We start from the raw sequence: 15,613 nt of genomic DNA on the forward strand, positions 1-15,613 counted from the left end.
TCGGGATAACAGTGTCTTCATCGACTTCGTCTCCGTGCTTCGTCGCAGGAATGTAAGCCGGCGGGCCGGCGGGCCCAATCTAGTTGCTACTTTGCGCTCGATCCAGCGGCTGACCGAACCGAAATGGTCACTTTGGCGGGTAGGGCGGATAAATCGCCCCCAACCCAACGCAACCCAACTTCCGTTCGGAGAGTCACAACAACCGAATCGTTCACTACTTGGACATCTACAAGTTCCACTGCCCGTTCGCCCATATACCCGGCGGCGTTGACGGTCAGGTAGTTCTTGGCCGCAGCCTCCACCTTGGTGGGGTCCAGGCAGAGGCGCGGGCTGGCCCCACTGGGAATGGTGTGGCTATCTGGGCAGATTCCCACGGTGGCGGCATGCCCGGCGGTCAGGTCCGCCAGGGTGAGCAGACGCTTGCGTTCCAGGTGCAGGTTGGTGAGCACCGTCGTCCCCAACACCAGCACCAGCACCAGGCCGGCCAGGGCGACCGACAGCAACCCAATCCGACCGTGCTCACCACTCGCGGCAGACCCCAGTCCGCCGTGCTCGCGACCCGCGTCGGGGCGGCACATCCAACGGCTCACGGCGCCACCAGCTCACCGAGCGTGACCTCGTAGGTGGCCTCGAATGGTACGTCGGCACGCGGCGGCAGGAAGGCGCCGATACCCGGCAGGTCCAACCGGTAGCGCACCTGCACCTGCACCCGCTCCCCCAGCTGTCCGCACCGCTCCAGGCACCGCAGAGCCAGTTCGGCGCGGCTCGGGTCCAATCCCTGGTCGGCAAAAGCGAGCTCGACGGCAAAGGGGGCGACCGCCTGGGCAGCGTCGGCCCCGCCCACCGCCAGGCGCGTGACCTCACGGGCGGCGGCCTCCGTAGCAAAGGCGGCGGCCTCCATGCGCGCCAGTGCGACGATCAACTGGGCCAGGAGGGCGACCACCACCATCGTCACCGCAATGAATTCGATGATCGCCTCGCCACGCTCGCCGCCCTCACGCAGGCGGGTACGGACGACGTCGACCCACCGGCCGCAGCGCCTCGTCTGGCCGCCCGGCCCCTCATCCGCCAAAAACACGCCGCGCGGCTGGCTAGTCACCGATCTCCTTCACCGCCCGGCCCACTACCACCAGCGACCCCGAGGGGCCCCACGGCCCCAGGATCGGCAGCGAGGTGGTCACGGTCATCGTCACCACGTCCCGCCCGGCATAGTTGCCAACGCCCGGGGTCACCCGACCGTTGATCCCGGACTGCTGCAGCAGGTCGGTCGTGCGGGCCACGCCGTCGGCCTCGGAGGCGCCAAAAAGCGCCGCCCGCCTGGCCCCCTCGCCGGCGGCGTCGGTGGCCAGGTTACGAACGTGCAGGGCAAAGCCGAGCTGCAGCAGCGCCAAAATCGCCGCCACCACCAGCCCGGACACGAGCGCGAAACCGGCCGGCGCGTTACCCGCCTCCCGGTCCGCCTCCTCGCGCCTGCGGCTACCCCCCACTCGGAGGCCGCGCAGGCTCACGTTGGTCACGGCCCGGCGGGACCGGTGACGGAGTCGACAGCGTTCTGGAACAGCGCCACCAGCTTCGGGCCGGCCGCAGCCCAGATCAGCACCACCAGGCCGGCGGTCATCAGCGTGATGAGAACCCAGCCTGGCACGTCCCCGCGCTCCTGCGACACCCAGTTGGCGACGCGACCAACCAGGTTGCGCATGGCGATATGTGCTCGAGCTAGATGACGCATTGCGAATCCTTCCTAGAGCCCCAGGCTCATCACCGATAGGCCCGGGAACAGAACAAAAATTACCGTAACAGGCAAAATCAGGAAGACAACAGGGACCATCATCGCGATTTCCCTCTTTCCACCGGATTCCATTAAGGCTCGCCTTGATTCCTCGCGGGAGTCCTGCGCCTGGGCCCGTAAAACCTCCGCCAGCGGGGTGCCGCGTTCCATCGCCACCAGGGCCGTCTCGATGAACCTCGTTAGGGACGGCAGGTTGATGCGGTCAGAGAATTCGCGCATGGTCGTGGCCAGAGGCACGCCCGCGCGGGCCTGACTCACCACGTCACGCAACTCCTCCGCCAGGGGGCCGCTGCCCACCATCGCCACCCGGTTGAGGGCCCCCGGCAGCGACTCGCCCGCAGCCACGGCCAGGGCCACCAGCTCGGCGAAGTCGGGCAGCTCGGCGCCGATCTGCTCCAGGCGGGCCTTGGCCTCTCGGGTGAGCCAGGCGTCGCGGGCCAGCGCGCCACCAAGACCGGCCAACACCACCGCAATCGCTGCGGCCACCCACGAAAACCCGGACCACAACACCGCGCCCAGGGCCACGAGCGTGCCCACCAGCAGGGCAACGGATGCCCAGATCACCTGCTCGATACGGAACTGGTCCACGCTGCGCTTGCCACCCAACTGGCGCAGGCGCGCGTTCACGGACTGGCGCGTGGAGCCCAGGTGCTCCATCAGGCTGGCGCTGCGATCCAGCACCGGCGAACCCAGCGCGCGCACCGCGCTCCCCCACGGCCCGGAGGCCACCACCGGCCGGGTGGGACCGCCCACGTACGGGGCCACGCGCTGCTCCAGGGTAGGGCGCCGCGACGACCAGAACAGGCCCAGCAGCCCCACCCCGACCGCGAACATCGCCCCCAGGCCGGCGCCCAGCCAGGACCACTGCCAGCTCAAACCCGCCAGGCTCATCGCAGCACCCGCTCTTCCTCCGGCAGGCGGCCCAGGCGGTTCATCAGGAAGTAGGCGAGCACGGTGGCAACAGCCCCGCCCAGCAGCACCATCGCGCCCTCCGAGGTGCGAAACGCCTCGGTGGCCTCGGGGCGGGAGGAGAGCAACAGCAGCACCGCCCAGGGGGCCACGGCGGCCACGCGGGCGCCGTTGACGGTCCAGGACTGGCGCGCCTGCAGCTCGCCACGCGTGCGCATGTCGTCTCGCAGCATCTGCGCCACCGCCCGCAACAGGTTGCCCAGGTCCGCGCCACCCACCGAGCGGGCCAGGCGCAGGGCCTCCACGATCCGGTCAGCCACCGGGTCTGCCACGGCCTCCTTGAGCACGTCCAGGGAGGCGTCGAACTTGCCGGTGGCGCGGTAGTGCGCCGAGTACTGGGCGAACGCGGGGCGCAGCACCGCCGGGGCGCGCTCCGCCTGCTCCAGCAGCGTCTCCGGCAGGCCGTTTCCTGCGCGCACCGAGCTGAGCAGGTCGTCAACCACGTCCGGCCACAGGGAGCGCAGCTCCTCGCGCCGCTTGCGTGCCCGCCCGCTGATCACGATGCCGGGCAGCAGGCTGGCCAGCGCCCCAAAGGCCACGCCGATGGGCAGGGCGGCGGTGAGGATCCACCCGGCCAGCAGGCCGATCAGCCCGGCCAGCGCGCTCAGGGCCACCGCGTGCCCCAGCCGCACCTGCGGCAGCCCGGCCTGGATCATGACGTCTTGGACCTTGCGCCCCAACGCCGAGGTGCTGGTGCGCTTGGGCTGCTCCGGCTCCACCACCCACCAGAAGATGAGCAGCAGGCCAACTCCGCCCAGCAGGCCGATCACTACGCCCAAGCCTGCCCCCTGCGCTCGCGCCGGGAGACCACCGGGGATACCACGTTGATGGGGGCGGTGGCGTGTTCCCCGGACAGGTCGGGAGACTCGGCATCGGCCAGCAGGAAGGCCGGGTCTATGCCGGCGCGCTCGAACTTGTGCAGCGCCGGCGGGAAGCCGTTGCCGCGCACCAGCTCGCCGTCGCGGCGGATGAATAGTTCTGCCGTCTCCACCACGCCGTTCTCGGTGCGGCCCGACACCCCCACGATCTCCCGCACCTCGCGCTTGCCGCTGGCGTTGAGGTCAAGGTGAACCACGATGTCGATCGCGCTGGCCACGGTGGGAACCACGAAGGCGGCTGAGACGTTCTCTCCCGCCAGGAGCGGCAGCGTGCACATCTTGGTGATGGCCTCGCGGGCGCTGTTGGCGTGGATGGTGCAGGCGCCTGGTACGCCGGCGTTCAGGCCGATCAGCATGTCGAATGACTCCGCCTCGCGGACCTCTCCGATGATGATGCGGTCCGGGCGCATGCGCAGCGCCTCTTTCACCAGACGGCGCAGGTCCACCTCCCCGGCGCCCTCGTAGTTGGCCTGCCTAGATTGCAGGGCCACCACGTCGCGGTTGGCCAGGGCCAGCTCGAAGACTTCCTCTACCGTGATGACGCGCGCCGAGGGCGGGATGGCACCGGCCAGGGCCCGCACCATCGTGGTCTTGCCGGCCTGGGTGGCCCCGGAGACCAGGATGTTGAGCCCGGCCACCACGCAGGCGTCCAGGAAGCGCGCGGCGGCGGGCGTGAGCGAGCCCAGCGGCACCAGGTCTGCGGTGCGACGCGCCTTGACCACGTACTTGCGGATGTTGATGGACCAGTGCTTCTGCGTGATCGGCGGGATGACCACGTGGAGGCGCTCGCCCCCGGCCAGGGTGGCGTCCACGAAGGGGTTGGAGAGGTCCAGGCGCCGCCCAGAGACCCGCAGCATCCGCTCCACCAGATCCCGCACGTCGGTATCGGTGAGCACCACATTGGTGAGCTCTGACCTGCCTCCGCGCGCGATGAACACTTTGGAGGGGCTGTTGAGCCAGACTTCCTCCACCTCAGGGTCGTCCAGGAATCGCTGCAGGGGCCCGAGCCCGGCGGTCCTGTCGATGAGGTGGCGGGCCATCGCCTCCATGTCTGCCAGCGGCGGGCGCACGCCTCGGTCCACCTCCTGGGTGTATTGCTCCAGGATCTCGTCCACCAGGCGCTCCAGGGCGCGCGGCTCGTGTAGCGGGTCGATGCCGCGAGCGCGGATCTCCTCTCGCAGTCGCGTCTCCAGCACGGCAGTGGGCTCCACCTGGCCCCCTCTCGATGTGCACGGACTCACAGCCAAAGAACAAGATAGTGCGCGCCTTGGTGCTTGGGAAACGCGTGCGCACGTTTCTGTGGGAATCGCCGCCGCATTTCGGCCTGGCCGGCCCACTCACCGGTATTCGGGGCGCGTTTTCCTTGCCAAGATTGCCCTGTTTCGGCGCGTGTTCTGCGGCGCGGCTGCCGGGCCGTTTACGGTGGAGGGGTGGATGCCCTGAAGCTGATGTCTGTGGCGGCGCGCGCCGTGGCGGCCGTGCCCGGTTTGGTTGTGCACGCGCTCGTGGAGCCTCAGTACTCCGACGAGGACGTTTCGTTCACCGGTATCGAGACGGACCGGGGCGACCTGACTGTCTATACCTCCTGGACCTCGGTGGGGGCGACGGACCTGGCCCGGCGCTGCAGCGAGGTGGATCTGTTTTCCTCGCTGCCCTCCACGGCCTTGCCGTATGCAGTGCCGTCTTTGCTGGGCACTCACACCGGCTACGACACGCTGACCGCCGTGTTTTCGCAGACCCCGGGCGAGACCGTGGAGGAGTTCGAGGCGGGCACGGTGGAGTGGGCTCGCAAGCTGGGCCGGGCCGTGGCGGCGATTCACGCGCTGGACCCGGCGTGGGTGGCTTCGAATGTGCCTAGCTATTCCTCCCTGCAGATGCGCGAGCGCCGCCTGGCCGAGCTCGACGCTGCGGCGCAGACCGGCCGGATCCCGTCGGTGCTGCTGGAGCGGTGGGAGAAGGCCCTGGAGAACGTTGCCCTGTGGCAGTTCAGCCCGTCCGTGGTGCATGGCGCGCTCAGCCCCGCCGCGTTCAGGCAGGTCGATTCGCGCATCGTGGCCCTGGACGAGTTTGGTGGTCTGCACATCGGTGACCCGGCTGAGGACGTGCGCCCGTTTACCGCCGGGGTGGCCGATTCGGTGGAGGACGCCTTCTTGGTGGCCTACGCCTCCGGGCTGCCCACCGGCCTGCCGTCGAACCTGGCTGAGCGCGCGGGCCTGTTGAGCGAGTTGGAGCTGGCGCGCTGGCTGATGCAGGGCCTGCACTCCGGGGACGGCGACCTGATGGCAGAGGCTCAGGACATGCTGCAGGAGTTCGCCGACGAGGTCTCTCCCCCGCCTGCCGTAGCGCCTGCCCAGATGTCGTTCCTGGCTGACGAGGATTCTGCCGAGGGTGCTGCGCTGGATGGGGATTTTGTGGACGACGTTGCCGCCGGCCCCGCCGATGAGGAACCGACCTTTACCGGCATCATTTTCGGTAGGGACGACGCTGCCGCCGGCCCCGCCGAGGATTGGCAGGACGACGCCGACTGGGACGGGCAGGAGTGGGACGGCTCCGAGGAGTGGCCGGGCGGTTCCCGCCCGGACGGCGCGGCTTCCTGACACGGGGCGGTCTCGTATCACGTTGCCTGCCTCCGCCTCCTAACGTGCCGGTGTGTGCAGGCGACGTGAGGGGTGATGACAGGGGCAGGCTTGGCTCCTACCGGGAGAGGCTTTCCTTGATCTGGCTGGCCAGGTGCTCGGTGGTGGCGCCCGGGGCGAGGTCCTGGAGCCGGATGCACTGCTGGGCCGAGACGTACACGAAGATGGCCTCCACCTGCTGCGGGTCCAGGGAGTTGGTCGCCGCGTAGGCGTCGCGGTAGACGGCCAGCTGGTATGCCTTGCGCAGCCTGTCCTGCGGGTCCTTGGGCACCCGCCCGGTCTTCCAGTCGACCACCAGGTAGCGCTCCCCGTCCGGGGTGGTGTGCTTGAACACGGCGTCGATGCGGCCGACCAGCTGGACTGGCCCCACGGGAAGCTGGATTTCTTCTTCCACGCAGACCACCTGGTTTTCCTGCACGATCGGCTGTGCCATCGCCCACTCCAGCCAGGCGTCGACTCGCTTCTGGGCGGCTTGGTCTAGCGCTGCGGGCGGTGGGGCGTCGTCCAGGTCCAACAGGTTTGCCTTTTTCAGTTCCTGCTCGATGAGCTGGTGGAAGGCGGTGCCAACGTTGGCCGCCGTGTGCGGTGGGCGCGGCAGGGGCCGGCGCAGTTGGCGCGCGAATGCCTGCGGGTCCTCCAAAAGGCTGGCCGTGGCGGTGGCGGCCAGGCGGGCGGGCAAGCGCACGGTGGTGCGCTCGCCCGCCCGGGCCTGCTCTAGGAGCACGGCCACGTCCTGGGCGCCTGGGCCCACGTGTGGATCGTCGGCCAGCTCCCGCAGCACCTGGGCCGGGCGGGTACCGCGCTGCGCTTGGCGCACCGCCTGGGCCAGCAACTGGTTGGCCTCCAGTTCAGTGTCTACGTACAGGTGATCCGGCCACAGCACCCGGCCGGCCAGGTCGTGAGGCAGTGCCTGGCCCAGCCAGAGCGGGTCGCCGGGCCCCAGCACCGGGGCGTCCGCCCCGCCCGCCCCGCTGTCCGGGGCCGGCGCGCCATCGGAGCCCGACCCGCCGCCAGAGTCCGCCCCGCTGTCCGGGGCCAGCGCGCCACCGGAGCCCTGCTCTGGGGTGGCGGGGACGGGCCGGCAGCGGGGAGCGAAACCGGCCGAGTCCTCCCACACAGCCACGCGGGCGATGCCCTGGCCCACCTCTGCACCGCTGCCCGAGTCGGTCGGAACGTCGATGTTTTGCAGCGTCTCCCCTTGCGCCTGCCGCTCCAGTTCGGTGGGGAGGATCCCAGCCAGGAACGGCGAGGGTTCGTAGCCCTTACCCTCCCCGGCGGCCGCGTAGCTGGTCAGGATGAGCAGGTGGCGCGCTCGGGTGAAGGCCACGTAGGCGATGCGGCGCTCCTCGGCCCACGCCTGGGTGATCTCCTCCTCGGTGTACTGGGCAAAGAGCTCTGCAGCGATGTCAGCGTCCATGCCCTGGCTGAGGGACAGCTTGGGCAGGTAGTCGCTGTCCGGCCGCAGGGGGTAGGGCAGGCAGTCGACCTGGCTGGTCCAGCGTCCCTTCTTGCACTGCAACTCGGCCTTGGGGAAGCGGTCGGCGGCCAGGCCGCAGACGGCCACCACGTCCCACTCGAGCCCCTTGGAGGCGTGCATGGTCAGGATCTGCACCACGCCGGGCTGGGCCGGGGGCGCCTCGATCCTAAGGCCGGAGTCCGCCTGGTCCACCTGCTCCAACCAGGTGAGGAATCCACCCAGGCTGGTGCGCGGGGAGGCCACCGAGTAGTCGTGGGCCGTGGCGATGAAGGTGCGTTGGATACCCCGGGCGCGCTCGCGGGCCTGCTGGGGGCGCGCCGCGATGTCCGTCTCCAGCCCCAGCACGCCGAAGGCGGCGCGCACCAGCTCCGGCAGGGCCAGGTGGGTCAGTTCCCGCAGCCTGGCTAGGCGCTCGCCCAGGTCAGCGACCACGGCCCTGGCATGGTCGCTGAGTCGGCCCAGAGCGGACTGCGCGCGGGCACCAGCCCCACCGGCCGCGTCAGCCGCGCCGGCCGCGCCGGTCGCGCCCGGGGCGCGCACGTACTCGATGGCCTCCGCCAGGCTGACGGGTAGCGGCTCACCGCCCTGGACCTCGGCCAGCGCCCGCCCGATCTGCTGCACGGCGTCCATGTCCTGGGCGCTGAGCCGGGCCGCGCTGAGCAGGCGCACCGCGGCCGGCCCGTGGAGCGGGTCCGCCACCAGCTGCAGGGCCGCCCGAACGTCGGCCACGTCCTGGGTGTTGATCAGCCCGTCCTCGCCCGCGATCTGGGCGGGGATGCCTAGCTTTTCCAGCTCGTCGCGGATGGGGCCCAGGGGCGCGCGGGCGCGGGAGAGCACCGCCATGGTGCGGTCCTTCTTCCAGTGCTTCGCGATGAGGCTCGCCACCAGCGCCGGCTCGTCGTCCTCGTGGCCGGCGCGGGCCACCAGCACCTCGCCTTGCTCCGCCGCAGGGCTGGGGGTGAGCTCTCTCAACCGCACGGCGGCAGCGGCGCTCGCCTTGACGCCCTGCTGACCAGAATCGTCACTCTGACCGGAGTTATTGGACTGGGCGGCGTCGTTGAGGGGTTGGGCCACCCGGTTGGCGGCGGCCAGGATGGACAGCCCGTTTCGCCAGGCGGTGGAGAGCGTGCGCACGCCGCGCGGGCGCCCGTCCTCCAAGGTGAGGTCGACGCCGAATTGGACCACGAACTGTTCCAGGGTGCCGGTGGAGGCCCCGCGCCAGCCGTAGATGGCCTGGTTCGGGTCTCCCACTGCGGTCACTCCCCTGCCGGCAAAGAGCTGGGCGAAGGTGCGCACCTGGGTGGCGGAGGTGTCCTGGAACTCGTCCAACAGCACCAGGTCGTACCGGGAGCTGATCTGGGCGCGGGCGTGCTCCAGCTCGGTCACGATGCGCAGCGCGGCGGCGGAGAGCTGGGAGAAGCTGACCAACCCGGCCTTGGCCTTGGCTTGCCTGAACTGCTCCACGAGGTCCAGCAGAGCATCGCGCCTGGCGATCAGCTGCCGCGCCTTCAAGATGTCCGCCACCTTGGTCTTCTTCTTTTCGCTGGAGACATCGAAGTCTTCCTCGAGGTCCGCTAGCCCCTGGCGCACCTCCTCCAGGCTCAGACCGTTGCTGTCGATCTCGTTGGAGAGCGCCACCACCGCCAGGGCCCTGCTACTCAGCGCGTTGGCGTCTATGTCCTCCGGCCAGTTGTTGACGATCTCGAAGGCGAGTTCGATCTCGGTGGCGTTGGCCACCAGCGTCGAGTCACCCGGGATGCCCAGGCTGAGGCCGAATTCCCGCACCACCCGCTGCGCGAAGGAGTCGTAAGTGGCCACGTCCACCGGGGCCATTTGTGGCTTGCCGGCGGGCGCGCCAGCCGCAGCGGCCTCAACGGTCGGGGCCAGCGTGTCGAGCGGAGCAGCGGCATCGGGGTCCAGCTTCGGCGTCAGTCCCAGCATCTCCTTGGCTTCCGCCGAGAGCAGGCCGCTTTGGACCAGCTGGCCTAGCCGGTTGGTCATGCGCTCGCGCAGCTCCCCGGCGGCCTTCCTGGTGAAGGTCAGGCCCAGCACCCGCTCGGGGCGCACCAGCCCGTTGGCGAGCAGGTAGAGCACCCGGAAGGCCATGGTCTCCGTCTTGCCAGAGCCGGCACCGGCCACCACCAGCAGGGGGCTGCCCATGGGGGCGGTGATGACGGCCTCCTGCTCCGGGGTGGGCGGGTGGGTGTCGATGGCTTGGGCGATCTGCGCCGGCGTGATAGTGCTCATCGCGTGCGCTTTCCCTTTCGTTGGGCCGGGCAGGAGGTCTGCACCGGGCAGGAGTTGCAATGCGTACCGGGCAGGGCCGCGAAGGACTGGCCGCGCTGCATCGCCTCCGCCTGGTCCAAGATGGCCTCCACCCAGGCGTGGTCCCCGCGCAACTCTGCTTGTTCCTGGACCAGCGGCTCGCCCCGGGTGACCTTCTTCAGGTTGACCAGGCGGCCGGTCTGGGCGCCTGCCACGCCGCGCTCGCGCAGCTCGCCTCGCTCCAGCAGGTACTGGTAGATACCGAGCTGGGGGTGACCGGCCAGCAGCTTGCTCTGCCGCCTGCCGTTGTCTCCCATCACCGTGTGATCGGTGTCCGGGCTACCGGTCTTGAAGTCCACGATCCTGGCCAGCTTCGAGCCGTCCGATTGGGCGACCAGCTCCAGGCGGTCGATCCGCCCGCTGATCACCCGGGTGGGCTCCTCCACGCTCAGCTTCACCTCGGTCTCGATTCCCTGGCAGGCGATCGCTTGGGTGTAGCTGGCCAGGGCTTGCACCATGGCCCTGACCGTCTCGATGTACCTGCGCTCCTGCAGGGTGCCCTGTGCCTGGCTGGCGCACCAGCGCTCCAGCGCGTCGCTCAGCTCTGTGGCCTGCTCTGCCAACGGGTAGGCCTCGGCGAAGGCGTGCACCAGCGTGCCCAGCTCCATGCGCTCGGTGTCCAGCGACTGCCCGCCGAAGCGCTGCAGTGCCCACCGGGCGGGGCACTTGAGGGCGTAGTCGACGCCGGAGGGTGAGATGCGGGCCTTTTGCCCATCGGGCACCAGTTTCTCGCCCGGGGTGAGCGCCGCCAGGGCCCGCCACTGGGACGGGTCAGCCCCGGCCACCCCCACCTGGGCCAGCACCGCCAGCAGGCGCACGCGCGGGTCGGTGGGATCTGGCCGACGTCCCGCAGCGGCCTCGTCTAGCAGGAGCCTGCGCAGGGTGGCCACGTATGCGGGCAGCGTGGACTGACGGGGCAGCGCCGCCCAGACCTCACCGCTCCCCGGCGTGCCACTATCCGGTGCCCCGCTCTCTCCCGGCTCGCGGCCCTCGGCCCCGCGCGGGTGGCCTGCACCAGCGGCCCCGCTCGCCTTACCCGCGACGTCGATCCCGCCCGGCTGGGCTGCGGCCTCCAGCGTGGCCTCCAGCAGCGGGAGGAACCGAGATTGGCCCACCTCGGGGTCTGAGAGCAGGAACAGGTGGCTGCCGGCCCGGCCGGCGGCGCTGATGAGCAGCCGGGCCTCGTCGGCCACGACCTCCTGCACCGCCACCAGCGGGTCGTCCACCCACTCCTCCCCCAGTCGCTGCGCGCGCGCCAGCGCCCGCACAACCCCGGCCCCCAGGAAGGAGTCTCGCAGCGTCGTGTTGGGCCAGCGGCCCTCGTCCAGGCCCGCGATCACCACGGTGTGCCACTGCCTCCCGGCCGCGCCGGCCGGGGTGAGCACCTCCACCACGGGCGGGCGCTGGGCGCTCGCCGCGATCGAGTCGCTGCGGACCACGCCCGCCTCCACTGAGGCCAGGAAGGCAGCAAAGCGGCCGCCCGGGTTGGCCTGCTCCCACAGGTCGGCCCGGCGGGCCAGCTCCACCACCGAGTCCAGGTTGCGTTCCAGCGCAGCCACGCTAAGGCGTTCGGGCACGTCCTTGCCCGCTGCGGCGATCACCTTCGCCTGCCAGGCACTGCCCTGGTCGGCGGCCTCCCACACCGCCCACAGCAGCTGCCCCGGCCGCGCGCCCGGGCCGGCCGCCGCGCGCGCGGCCCGCACGATGCGCCGGGCCCGCTCGATCCCGGACAGTCCGCCGCAGTCCGCCTGCTCTGCTTGCAAGAGCCGTGCCAGCCCCAGCGGCTGACGCTCCTGCGCCGCCAGCGCGGCCGCCACCGGGTCCGCCTCCGTTGCTCCCGCCGCCGGGCCCGTCCCCGCGCTCGCCGCAGCCAGAGCGGCACCACCCGGACCAACCTCGCCCGGACCAACCTCGCCCCGCCCGGCCGCCAACAGCCGGCGCAGCTGGCGCTCAGCCAGCCCGTCCAACCCCACCAGGGGGCCGCGCACCAGCCGCCAGGCCGCAGCTTCCTCCAGTTCCTGCCCGGAAACGGCCCACTGGCACACGTCCAGCATCGAGCGCACCACGGGGTTGTCGCTCAGCGGCAGGCGCTCGCGCGGCGGGGCCACCGGCACCCCCAGCGCGGCCAGCTCCTGGGAAAGCTCTTCTTCCTTGCCGCCGGAGCGCACCAGGACCGCCATCTGGTCCCACGCCACCCCGGCCCGCACGTGCTCGGAGCGCAGCAGGTCGGCCACCGCTGCGGCCTCGTCCACGCCGCGCGCCTCCACGGCCCTGACCTCTCCCCACGGGGAGTCGGAGCGGTGGGAGGCGGCGCGCCTGGTTATCTCCCCCAGCGGCGGCACCAGGGAGCTGAGCGCGCGCAACGCCAGGGCCACCGCTCCCCCGGCCCGGTGCCGGGTCGGGAGCACCGCCATCAGGGGGGCGCCGGGCGGGGCGTCGTCCCCCTGTCCCCTCCCATTCCGCGCGGCGCGCACCCGCTGCGCAAACCACAGCGGGTCGCCGCCTCGGAAGGTCTCCACCGCCGCGTCGGGGTCCCCCAGCAGCACCAGGCGCGCCCCGCCGGCCTCCAGCGCGTCCACCAGGTGGGTGGCGGCGACCGTGAGGTCCTGGGCGTCGTCCACCACCACCAGGTCCGGGGCCGGGCGCGTGGCGCTCACGCCGTGGGCGGGGGCGTCCACCTCCCAGCGGGCGAGCAGGCGGGCGGCCTGCACGCACACGCGCAGGTGGTCGATCTCGATTACCCGCTCCGGCTCAGCGTCCAGGCGCTGCTGCGACTCGTATCCCGCCAGGATGCGCGCGCACGCCACCCAGGCGTCATCCCCGCGCGCCCGCCCCTGTTCCTCCAGCTGCGCCGCGCCCCACCCGACGCTCCCCACCGCGTCGAACAGGTTGCGCAGCTCCGCGCGGAACTGTCGCATCCGGCGCGTCGCCTCCGGCACGTGCTCCGGCCAGGCACCGCCCGTCGCGTCGTCGGCCGCCAAGAGCCGCTCCAGGCGCGCATCGGCCGCCGCGCCGGTCAGCAGCACGGGCGCGGGCAGCGGCACGTCCCGCTCCACCGCCCAGCGGCGCACGTAGCCGAGCGCCAGCGCCGGGGGCGTGCGCACCTCGATGCGCGCCAGCAGCTGCGCGGGCCACTGCTGCTGGGCCAGCAGGTCCCGCAGCGCCGCCGCCCGCTGCCTGGAGGCGGCCAGCACCACCACTTGCCGCCCGGCGCCGGCCACTTGCCCGGCCACCATGAGCGCCAGCGTGCTCTTGCCGGTGCCGGGCGCGCCTGGCACCACCGCCGCTCCCCCCGCCAGCACGTGCGCCGCCACGCGCGCCTGCACGGGATCCGGGGCGGGCAGCGGGCGGGCGGGGGCGGGCAGAAGTTCAAGCTCCAGCGGGGTCATACCCCTAATGCAACCACCACCTGCCAACATTTCGTCTCACCGTCCCGGCTAACATCAGCCCTAGCACCGAGTGAAGGAGGCCAATGTGAACGTCGTAATTGGCATTAAGCACGTAGCGACCACCGTGAACCTGCGCACCAACGCCACCCCGGAGGAGGTGCGCTCCCTGGCCCGCGCCGCCATCCGCGACGGCGAGCTGCTGGAGCTGCAGGACGTCCACGGCGGCAGCGTCGTAGTGGACGGCGACTCCATCGCCTACGTGGAGATCGGCGAGCCCGGCACCCGCAAGGTCGGTTTCGGCATCGCCTGATTGCGACGCGGGCGGGGGATGGACGACGCTGCAGCGCCGGCCGCCCTCCGCCCGCCGCGTTTGCGCCCCCATCCGTGGATTTCGGGGCGGGTGCGATAGGCTGGCCCGGATATTTGTGGATGCCCGGTCGCATTTTTTGCTGACCTTTCTGCCCGCGTGTGCGCGCCGGCTTTTTGCGCGATCGGCTTCCCCGCTGCGAATTGAAGCGAATTGAGGAACCGTGACCGAGAACCCTGGCGCAACCGAGAAGTCCGGCATCGTCGACCTGTCCAAGGTGGAGGGCCCCGCCCCCGTCCTGGAGGTGAAGGCTGACATCGAGTCCGCTGCGGAGGAGGCGGCCAGCAAGTCCTTCGCGGACTACGGCGTCTCTGCCCCGATCGTGGAGGCCCTGGCCGGCGTGGGCATTACGCACCCCTTCCCGATCCAGGCACTCACCCTGCCGGTGGCGCTGGGGCGGCGAGACATCATTGGTCAGGCCAAGACCGGCACCGGCAAGACCCTGGGTTTTGGTATCCCGCTGCTGCAGAACGCGGTGGGCCCGGGCGAAGACGGCTGGGATGACTACCGCTACCAGGGCGTGCCGCAGGCCGCCGTGATCGTTCCGACCCGCGAGCTGGCCAAGCAGGTGGCGGACGACCTTTCCACCGCCGCCCGCAAGCGCAGCCTGCGCATCGCCTGCATCTACGGTGGCCGCGCGTTCGAGCCGCAGATCGCTGACCTGGAGCGGGGCGTGGAGGTGATCGTGGGCACGCCGGGCCGCCTGATCGACCTCTACCAGCGCCGCCACCTGGACCTGTCCCAGATCAAGACCGTGGTGCTGGACGAGGCCGACGAGATGCTGGACCTGGGCTTCCTGCCGGACGTGGAGCGCCTGCTGGCCACGATGCCGGCCACGAAGCACATGATGCTGTTCAGCGCCACGATGCCGGGCGCTGTGGTGGCCCTGGCGCGCCGCTACATGACGCGCCCCACGCACATCCGCGCCCAGGACCCCACCGACCAGGGGGCCACCGTCAAGACGGTCACCCAGGTGGTCTACCGCGCCCACGCCCTGAACAAGGTGGAGGTGCTCTCCCGGATCCTGCAGGCCGAGGAGCGCGGCCTGGCCATCATCTTTGCGCGCACCAAGCGCACCGCCGCCCGCGTCACCGATGAGCTCACGGAGCGCGGTTTCGCTGCCGCCGCCTTGCACGGCGACCTGGGGCAGGGCGCGCGTGAGCAGGCCCTGCGCGCCTTCCGCTCCGGCAAGGTTGACGTGCTGGTGGCCACGGACGTGGCCGCGCGCGGTATCGACGTGGACGACGTGACGCACGTGATCAACTACCAGTGCCCGGAGGATGAGAAGACCTACCTGCACCGCATCGGCCGCACGGGCCGCGCCGGTAACGACGGCACCGCGGTGACGTTCGTGGACTGGGACGACGTGCCGCGCTGGCGCCTGATCGACAAGGCGCTCAACCTGGGCTTCCCCGAGCCGGTGGAGACCTACCACACCAGCGCCCACCTGTACTCCGACCTGCGGATCCCGGAGGGGACCACGGGCCGTCTGCCGCGCACGCAGCGCACCCGCGCCGGCCTGGCGGCGGAGGAGATCGAGGACCTGGGCGAGACCGGGAAGAAGGGCGGCCGCTCCGCCGGGGGCCGTGGTGGCCGCAGTGGCGGTCGTGACGGTGGCGCCCCGCGTGGCAGTGGTGGTGGCCGACGTTCCGCCGGCGCCTCCGCCAGCGCGGCCAGTAACGGTCAGGCCGGTGGTGGTCAGGCCGGTGGGCAGCGGCGTGCCCGCAGGCGCCACCGCGGCTCGGGCGGTGCTGGCGCAGGTAGCTCCGCCAGTTAGCAGGTA

The 15,613-nt window shown here is 71.2% G+C and carries 12 protein-coding genes; 3 read left to right on the top strand and 9 right to left on the bottom strand.

The window, feature by feature from the left end:
• Window positions 1-86 precede the first annotated feature (86 nt).
• Genes ABYF38_RS02665 through ABYF38_RS02695 form a run of 7 tightly spaced genes read right to left on the bottom strand, consistent with a single transcriptional unit; the run spans window position 87 to window position 4,847 of the window.
• The gene (locus tag ABYF38_RS02665; RefSeq protein WP_371152581.1) at window positions 87-590 is read right to left on the bottom strand and encodes a hypothetical protein; all 504 of its coding nucleotides are present in this window, start codon (window positions 588-590) and stop codon (window positions 87-89) included.
• On the bottom strand, window positions 587-1,099 hold the full coding sequence (locus ABYF38_RS02670; RefSeq protein ID WP_371152582.1) for a hypothetical protein: 513 nt from the start codon (window positions 1,097-1,099) through the stop codon (window positions 587-589). Before ABYF38_RS02670 ends, ABYF38_RS02665 begins: the two co-directional genes overlap by 4 nt.
• On the bottom strand, window positions 1,092-1,517 hold the full coding sequence (locus tag ABYF38_RS02675; RefSeq protein ID WP_371152583.1) for a TadE/TadG family type IV pilus assembly protein: 426 nt from the start codon (window positions 1,515-1,517) through the stop codon (window positions 1,092-1,094). Before ABYF38_RS02675 ends, ABYF38_RS02670 begins: the two co-directional genes overlap by 8 nt.
• Entirely contained in the window at window positions 1,514-1,699 is a 186-nt protein-coding gene (locus ABYF38_RS02680) for a hypothetical protein (RefSeq protein WP_371152585.1), read from the bottom strand. Before ABYF38_RS02680 ends, ABYF38_RS02675 begins: the two co-directional genes overlap by 4 nt.
• Window positions 1,700-1,741: 42 nt before the next feature.
• Entirely contained in the window at window positions 1,742-2,665 is a 924-nt protein-coding gene (locus ABYF38_RS02685; RefSeq protein ID WP_371152586.1) for a type II secretion system F family protein, read from the bottom strand.
• 11 nt (window positions 2,666-2,676) lie between these two features.
• Window positions 2,677-3,528 carry a type II secretion system F family protein gene (locus tag ABYF38_RS02690; protein WP_371152982.1) on the bottom strand — a complete coding sequence of 284 codons (852 nt, stop codon included), beginning with the start codon at window positions 3,526-3,528 and terminating at the stop codon, window positions 2,677-2,679.
• Window positions 3,528-4,847, bottom strand: coding sequence for a CpaF family protein (locus ABYF38_RS02695; RefSeq protein WP_371152587.1), 1,320 nt, complete (start codon window positions 4,845-4,847; stop codon window positions 3,528-3,530). The genes ABYF38_RS02690 and ABYF38_RS02695 overlap by 1 nt, the downstream gene beginning before the upstream one ends.
• Before the next feature lie 219 nt (window positions 4,848-5,066).
• Here ABYF38_RS02695 and ABYF38_RS02700 point away from each other — a divergent pair, with 219 nt between their 5' ends.
• A complete protein-coding gene (locus ABYF38_RS02700) occupies window positions 5,067-6,233 on the top strand; it encodes a phosphotransferase (protein ID WP_371152588.1) in 1,167 nt (388 codons plus the stop codon).
• A gap of 97 nt (window positions 6,234-6,330) precedes the next feature.
• Here the strand turns inward: ABYF38_RS02700 and ABYF38_RS02705 are convergent, their stop codons facing one another.
• Window positions 6,331-9,996 (bottom strand): ATP-dependent helicase, encoded by a 3,666-nt coding sequence (locus ABYF38_RS02705; protein WP_371152589.1) that lies wholly within the window; start codon window positions 9,994-9,996, stop codon window positions 6,331-6,333.
• Window positions 9,993-13,463, bottom strand: a complete 3,471-nt coding sequence (locus ABYF38_RS02710) for a UrvD/REP family ATP-dependent DNA helicase (RefSeq protein ID WP_371152590.1) — start codon at window positions 13,461-13,463, stop codon at window positions 9,993-9,995. The genes ABYF38_RS02705 and ABYF38_RS02710 overlap by 4 nt, the downstream gene beginning before the upstream one ends.
• Window positions 13,464-13,548: 85 nt before the next feature.
• Between ABYF38_RS02710 and ABYF38_RS02715 the strand changes: the two genes are divergently transcribed.
• Together ABYF38_RS02715 and ABYF38_RS02720 are read left to right on the top strand one after the other, a co-directional pair.
• Window positions 13,549-13,773 carry a DUF3107 domain-containing protein gene (locus tag ABYF38_RS02715; RefSeq protein WP_371152591.1) on the top strand — a complete coding sequence of 75 codons (225 nt, stop codon included), beginning with the start codon at window positions 13,549-13,551 and terminating at the stop codon, window positions 13,771-13,773.
• A 220-nt stretch (window positions 13,774-13,993) separates the two neighbouring features.
• Window positions 13,994-15,607, top strand: coding sequence for a DEAD/DEAH box helicase (locus tag ABYF38_RS02720; RefSeq protein ID WP_371152592.1), 1,614 nt, complete (start codon window positions 13,994-13,996; stop codon window positions 15,605-15,607).
• Window positions 15,608-15,613 lie beyond the last annotated feature (6 nt).

It is taken from the genome of Buchananella sp. 14KM1171 (assembly GCF_041380365.1).
Lineage (GTDB): Bacteria > Actinomycetota > Actinomycetes > Actinomycetales > Actinomycetaceae > Buchananella > Buchananella felis.